Raw genomic sequence first — 4,430 nt, forward strand, 5'->3', positions numbered from 1 at the left:
AACTCACCACGGAGCCGCTCCACATCCCCCAGCTTCACACCTGAAGAATGCCCACCAACAGGCAAGATCACCCAACGTAACGAAGCACTACTAGGCGGCGGCACGGCCGGGCGAATCGGCCCGCGGGCGTACGCCCCCGGGCGCATGCCGGGCGGGGCGCTGTGCCCGGCGGGCCGATGTGCGGGCGGGGGCGGGCGCGGGACGGTGGGCCGCATGATCGAAGCGATCGCACTGACGAAGTGCTACGGCCCGCGCCGGGCCGTCGACGACCTCTCCTTCACCGTCCGTTCGGGCCGGGTGACCGGCTTCCTCGGCCCGAACGGCGCGGGCAAGTCCAGCACGCTGCGGATGCTGCTCGGCCTGGTCCGCCCCACCTCGGGCCGGGCCCTGGTCGGCGGCGCCGAGTTCGCCTCCCGCCCGCGCGGCCTGCGCCGGGCCGGCGCCCTGCTGGACGCCCAGGACGTGCACGGCGGCCGCAGCGGCCGGGCCCACCTGGCGGCCCTCGCCCGGGGCAACCGGATCCCGGCCGGCCGGGTCGGCGAGGTGCTGGAACTGGTCGGCCTCGGCGCGGCCGCCGACCGCCGGATCGGCGACTACTCGCTGGGCATGAAGCAGCGCCTGGGCATCGCGGGCGCGCTGCTCGGCGACCCGCCGGTGCTGCTGTTCGACGAACCGCTCAACGGCCTGGACCCGCAGGGCGTGCGCTGGCTGCGCGGGCTGCTGCGGCAGTGGGCCGCGGAGGGGCGGACGGTGTTCTTCTCCAGCCACATGATGGCCGAGATGGCGCACACCGCCGACCACCTGGTGGTGCTCGGCCGGGGCCGGCTGCTCGCCGACGAGCCGCTCGCCGCGTTCGCCGCGCGCGGCGCCGCCGTCCGGGTCGAGGTCGCCGCGCCCGGCCTGGCACGCCTGCTGCCGCTGCTCGCCGCCGAGGGCGCGCACCTCGACCCGGAAGACCCGGGTGGCCTGGGTGGCCCGGACGGCCCGGACCGCTGCACCGTCTCCGGCCTCCCGGCCGCCCGGATCGGCGAACTCGCCCTGCGCGCCGGGCTGGTGCTGCACCGGCTGGCCGAACTGCCGTCCGCGCTGGAGCAGGTCTTCGTGGAGCTGACCGACGGCCACGCCGAGCACCGCGCGGTGGCGGGAGGGGAGCTCCGGTGAACGAGGAACCGCGTCCCCGGCTGCGGGACCTGGTCGCCGCCGAGTGGATCCGGGCACGTTCGCTGCGCTCCACCTACTGGGTGCTGCTGCTGGCCGCGCTGGCCGCCGTGGTGATGAACCTGAACGCCGTCCGCAGCGACCTGGTCTACCTCGACCACCCGTCCCCGCACCTCCCGTCCGGCTACCGCTACGACCCGCTGTGGCACGGCCTGAGCACCCCCGCCGGCGACCTGGTCACCCTCGCCGCGGCCGTCTTCGGCGCGATCACCGTCTTCGGCGAGTACGCGACCGGCCTGGCCCGCACCACCTTCGCGGCCGTGCCGGACCGGCGGGCGGTGCTGACCGCGAAGGCCCTGCTGGTGGCCGGGGTGACGCTGGTGCTGGGGGCGGCGGTGTCCTGCGCCTCGTTCTTCGGCACGAACGCGCTGCTGGCGTCCCGGCACGCCGGCCTGTCCATCGGCGACGACGGCTGCCTGCGGGCGGTCGCCGGGTACGCCCTGGTGGTGCCGGTCTGCGCGCTGGTCGGGATGGCCTTCGGGGCGCTGCTGCGGCACTCGACCGCCACCGTCTCGGCCCTGGTGGGACTGCTGTTCCTGCTGCCGATGCTGTTCGGCGGGGACCGCTACGAACTGCTGAAGCGGATCGGCAACTGCCTGCCGCTGAAGGCCGCCCAGCGCCTGGCGCTCAACCCGCACAACACCGTCGCGACGATGGGGCGGTACGAGCCGACGGTCACCACCGCCTGGCTGGTGCTGGCCGGTTGGGCGCTCTGCTCGCTGCTGGTGGCGGTGGAGACCGTCCGGCGGCGGGACGTCTGAGGGCACGGCCCGGCCCGGCGGGGCGGCGGGGATCAATCCGCCTGTGCGAAGAGCTCCTTGAGGCGGGCGGCCCAGGCCCGGGGGTGGCTGGTGTTGCCGTTGTGGCCGCCGGGCAGCACCTCGACCGGGGTGCCGAGCAGGGTGCCGAGGGCCTGGGCGCAGTGGCGGTCGAACACGGCGGGCGGGGTGGTGCGGCCGACGGCGGGCACGATCCGGGTGGTGGAGGCCCGGACGGCGGCGAGGTCGAGGACGTCCTCGACGACGGCGGTGAAGTCGTGCCGGACGAAGCGGTCGAAGCCGGCCGCCCGCCGGGCGTCGAGCGGCTGCGGGGTGAGGCCGGGTTCGGCGTCGGCCGCGGCCGGCTCGATGCCGAGCACCCGGGCGATCTCGGGGAGGACGGCGGCCAGGCCCGCGCGCCCGTACAGCTCCTGGAGGTCGACGAGTTCGCGCCGGTGCCGGGCGGCCTCGTCGGGGGCCAGCAGGCCGGGGGCGACCGGCTCGTGGGCGACCAGGGTGCGCAGCAGTCCGGGGTGCCGGGCGGCGACGTGCAGGCCGATCACGGCGCCGAAGCTGCAGCCGAGCATCAGCGCGGGCCCGTCGGCGACCGCCTCCAGCAGCCGGCGGACGTCGTCGGCGTGCTCGGCCAGGCTGGTGCCCCGTTCGGGGTGGTCGAGGCGGCTGCGGGACAGGCCGCGCCGGTCGTAGGTGAGCACGGTGTAGGTGTCGGCCAGGTGCGGGACGAGGTCGACGGTGCGGTCGGCGTCGCCCTCGCCGCTCTGCGAGATGAGCAGCAGCGGGCCGGTGCCCTCGGTGCGGTGGTGCAGGACGGCGCCGGGTACGGCGAGCGTGCCGGTGACGGACATCGGGATCCCCCTCCGCGGCGGTCGGTCCGCCGCTCCGCCCGCCACGGTAATCCATCGAACTCGATGCATCAAGTTAGATGCATCTAGTTCGATGTAGCATCGGGGCCATGGACGGAGTCGAACTGTTCCTGCTGGGCCGCGCCCTGATGAAGATCGGCGAGGACGCCCTGCCCGAACCCCCGGGCGGCAGCGGCCGCCACCCCGGCAGCACCCGCAACACCCTGGTCGCCGCCAGCGACATCAGCACCCACCCCGGCACCACCGTCGGCGAGATCGCCGCCCGCACCGGGCTCCCGCAGAGCCAGATCTCCGCGGCGGTGGCCCGGCTCAAGGAGGCGGGCGCGGTGCGCACCGAACCGGACCCGGCCGACCGGCGGCGCACCCTGGTCCGCCCCGCCGAACGCCCCTCCGCCCGGATCGCCGCCGTCCGCGCCGCCGGCGTCGACACCGCGCTCGCCGCCGCGCTCGGCCCGGACCCCGACCCCGTACGGCTCGCCGAGGTCACCGCCGCGCTGGACGTCCTGGCCCGGCACCTGTCGCCGCGGCAGACCCGTCCCTGAGGTGACGCTACGTCACATTGCCGACAAGTTCCCACAGCCGGTATCAGTTCAGTGAAAATCTGGCCATGACGCCCGGGATGCCTGATCTGTCCGTTGAACGCACCCCGTCCGGTTGTTAGAGTCACGCGCTCACAGCGCGTCCGACGGGGGCGTGCGCTGGAACAGCCGGGAGCCCCGCCAGATGGCGATCGTCAAGTCCACGATTCAGCAGCAGGTCGCCGACGCGATCGCCCAGGTCGAGCCCAACGACCGTCCGGTCGCCATCATCCAGACCATCACGGGCCCGAGCCCCTGGCTGATGAACGGCGTGCTCGGCATCATCGGCCAGGCGTTCATCAAGTACTACTTCGTCACGCTGACCCAGCGGGTGGTCGTCATCCACCGCACCTCCCGGATCAGCAACCGCCCGCAGGAAGTCCTGTACGTCATCCCGCTGGAGCAGGCCCGCGCCTCGCTCAGCGACGTGCGCCGCAACACCCTGTGGAGCTCGCTGCGCTTCCAGCTGCCGAACGAGCCGAAGCCGACCCGGATGAACGTCCACCGCATGTGGCGGGCCGAGATGGACACCTTCGTCAACGGCCTGATCGGCGGCGCCCCGGGCGTCCCCGGCCAGTACCCGCAGCAGGCCGCGCCCGCCCAGTACCCGGGCGCCCCGGGCGTCCCCGGCCAGTACCCGCAGGCCCCCGCCGCCCCGTACCCGCCCCAGCAGCCCGCGGCCCCGTACCCGCCCCAGCAGCCCGCCGGGCAGTACCCGCCGGCCCCGGGCCAGTACCCGCAGGCCCCGGGCGGCAACCCGTACCAGGGCTGAGCCGCCCCGCCGTACCCCGGGCGCCCGTCCGACCGCCGCGAGCGGTCCGGACGGGCGCTCCGTCGTTCCCGGGGCCGACGGGGGCTGCGGGTCCGCGGGCCCCGGCCGAGGTGGGTGCGGGCCTCAGAAAGTGTGGGGTAATTGGCCTGCTACTGATTGTTGAGGTCGTCGGCGAGGCGGCGGGCTGCTTCGGTCTCGATGGGGCCGTGTGGCTCGATCT

The 4,430-nt window shown here is 74.9% G+C and carries 5 protein-coding genes; 4 read left to right on the forward strand and 1 reads right to left on the reverse strand.

Annotated features, from left to right (window positions below; genetic code table 11):
* Window positions 1–213: 213 nt before the first annotated feature.
* On the forward strand, window positions 214–1,161 hold the full coding sequence (locus ACFUEL_RS35785) for an ABC transporter ATP-binding protein (RefSeq protein WP_380241772.1): 948 nt from the start codon (window positions 214–216) through the stop codon (window positions 1,159–1,161).
* Complete coding sequence (locus tag ACFUEL_RS35790; protein WP_380241774.1) at window positions 1,158–1,979, forward strand: ABC transporter permease; 822 nt, start codon at window positions 1,158–1,160, stop codon at window positions 1,977–1,979. The genes ACFUEL_RS35785 and ACFUEL_RS35790 overlap by 4 nt, the downstream gene beginning before the upstream one ends.
* A 32-nt stretch (window positions 1,980–2,011) precedes the next feature.
* On the opposite strand, the gene ACFUEL_RS35795 is transcribed toward ACFUEL_RS35790, so the two are convergent.
* Window positions 2,012–2,842: an alpha/beta fold hydrolase gene (locus ACFUEL_RS35795; RefSeq protein ID WP_380241776.1), complete on the reverse strand. Its 831-nt coding sequence runs from the start codon at window positions 2,840–2,842 to the stop codon at window positions 2,012–2,014.
* 107 nt (window positions 2,843–2,949) lie between these two features.
* On the opposite strand from ACFUEL_RS35795, the gene ACFUEL_RS35800 reads away from it, so the two are divergent.
* A complete protein-coding gene (locus ACFUEL_RS35800; protein ID WP_380241778.1) occupies window positions 2,950–3,402 on the forward strand; it encodes a MarR family winged helix-turn-helix transcriptional regulator in 453 nt (150 codons plus the stop codon).
* A 181-nt stretch (window positions 3,403–3,583) separates the two neighbouring features.
* Entirely contained in the window at window positions 3,584–4,210 is a 627-nt protein-coding gene (locus ACFUEL_RS35805; protein WP_380241780.1) for a hypothetical protein, read from the forward strand.
* Window positions 4,211–4,430 lie beyond the last annotated feature (220 nt).

It is taken from the genome of Kitasatospora sp. NPDC057198 (assembly GCF_042670125.1).
In the GTDB taxonomy this organism is placed as follows: domain Bacteria; phylum Actinomycetota; class Actinomycetes; order Streptomycetales; family Streptomycetaceae; genus Kitasatospora.

What these genes read in the sequence shown, in the direction of transcription:
- ACFUEL_RS35785 (WP_380241772.1), top strand. Translation starts at nt 214, where the DNA reads ATGATCGAAGCGATCGCACTGACGAAGTGCTACGGCCCGCGCCGGGCC.
- ACFUEL_RS35795 (WP_380241776.1), bottom strand. Translation starts at nt 2,842, where the DNA reads ATGTCCGTCACCGGCACGCTCGCCGTACCCGGCGCCGTCCTGCACCAC.
- ACFUEL_RS35800 (WP_380241778.1), top strand. Translation starts at nt 2,950, where the DNA reads ATGGACGGAGTCGAACTGTTCCTGCTGGGCCGCGCCCTGATGAAGATC.
- ACFUEL_RS35805 (WP_380241780.1), top strand. Translation starts at nt 3,584, where the DNA reads ATGGCGATCGTCAAGTCCACGATTCAGCAGCAGGTCGCCGACGCGATC.